General features: G+C 66.3%; 2 protein-coding genes. Both read right to left on the bottom strand.

All coding sequences use genetic code 11. The annotated features are described in order from the left end of the window. Nucleotides 1-280: biotin/lipoyl-containing protein (locus tag JCM19049_RS14255; protein WP_304488862.1), on the bottom strand; the 280-nt coding region annotated here is incomplete at its 3' end. Next, complete coding sequence (locus tag JCM19049_RS14260) at nucleotides 277-1,281, bottom strand: alpha-ketoacid dehydrogenase subunit beta (RefSeq protein WP_054821905.1); 1,005 nt, start codon at nucleotides 1,279-1,281, stop codon at nucleotides 277-279. The genes JCM19049_RS14260 and JCM19049_RS14255, both read right to left, overlap by 4 nt. Between the last annotated feature and the right edge of the window lie 126 nt (nucleotides 1,282-1,407).

The raw sequence follows: 1,407 nt of genomic DNA on the forward strand, positions 1-1,407 counted from the left end.
CGTCCGCGCCGGAAGGAGCCTGGCCAGCGCCCCCGGCCCCGTCGCCGAAGGTCACCAGCGGACTGCCCACCGGGACCACTTCCCCGGCCTCGGCGTGGATCTGCTCCACCACTCCCGAGTACGGGGAGGGCAGCTCAACCACGGCCTTGGCGGTTTCCACCTCGGCGATCACCTGGTTCAGCTCCACCTGCTCGCCGACCTGGATCTTCCAGTTCAGCACCTCGGATTCGGTCAGTCCTTCGCCCAGGTCGGGCAGCTTGAAAATCTGTGTGGCGTTCATAGGGCACTCACCTGGTGGGCGGATTCGTTGCGGCGCATGACGGTGTCCACGCCGGTCAGGATGCGATCCAGATCCGGCAGGTGGTGTTTCTCCAATCGTGAGGGCGGGTAGGGGATATCGAAGCCGGTGACCCGCACCGGGGCGTGCTCCAGGTAGTCAAAGCAGCGTTCGGTGATCTGGGTGGCGATTTCCGCCCCCATTCCGGCGGTCGGGCCGGCCTCGTGCACGATCACGACCTTGCCGGTGTGCTTCACCGACTGAACCACGGTGTCCATGTCCAGCGGGTCCACGCTGCGCAGGTCAATGACCTCCAGGCTGATTCCCTCATCCTCGGCGGCCTGCGCCGCCTCGGTGATGGTGTACACCGTTGGCCCGTAGCCGATCACCGTCGCGTCCTGTCCGGGGCGAACGATCTTTGCCTTCAACGGACCGGGCTCGGCCGCCTCCCACTCGATCTGGGCGCTTTCGTGGTAGCGGCGCTTGGGTTCAAAAAAGATCACCGGGTCATCACTGGCGATCGCGTGGCGCAGCATCGAGTACGCGTCCTGCACGCTGGAGGGGGCATAGACCCGCAGCCCGGCGGTGTGCGCGAAGTAGGCTTCCGGGGATTCGGAGTGGTGCTCCGGTGAACCGATGCCCCCGCCGTACGGGATGCGCACGGTAACCGGCATCTTCACCCGGCCCCGGGAACGGTAGTGCATCTTGGCCAACTGAGAAACCAGCTGGTCAAAAGCCGGGTAGGTGAACCCGTCGAACTGGATCTCCACCACCGGGCGGTACCCGCGGTAGGCCAGCCCGATCGCGGCACCCACAATCCCGGATTCGGCCAACGGGGTGTCGATCACCCGCTCGGCCCCGAACTCGTCCTTCAGCCCGGCGGTCACCCGGAACACCCCGCCCAGGGTGCCGATGTCCTCGCCCAGCAGCACCACCTTGTCGTCCTGGCTCATCGCATCGCGCAGTGAGCTGTTCAGCGCCTGGATCATTGAGCTGCGGCTCATCGGCCCTCCCCCGTCTCGAAGCCTTCAAGGTATTGCAGGTAGTCATGCTCCGCCTTGGCCAGCGGGGCGTGCTCTTCCGCGTACACGTGCGCGAACAGCGCGGCCGGGTGCGGGTCGGGCATCGAG

This window comes from Arthrobacter sp. JCM 19049 (assembly GCF_001310435.1).

What these genes read in the sequence shown, in the direction of transcription:
- JCM19049_RS14260 (WP_054821905.1), bottom strand. Translation starts at nt 1,281, where the DNA reads ATGAGCCGCAGCTCAATGATCCAGGCGCTGAACAGCTCACTGCGCGAT.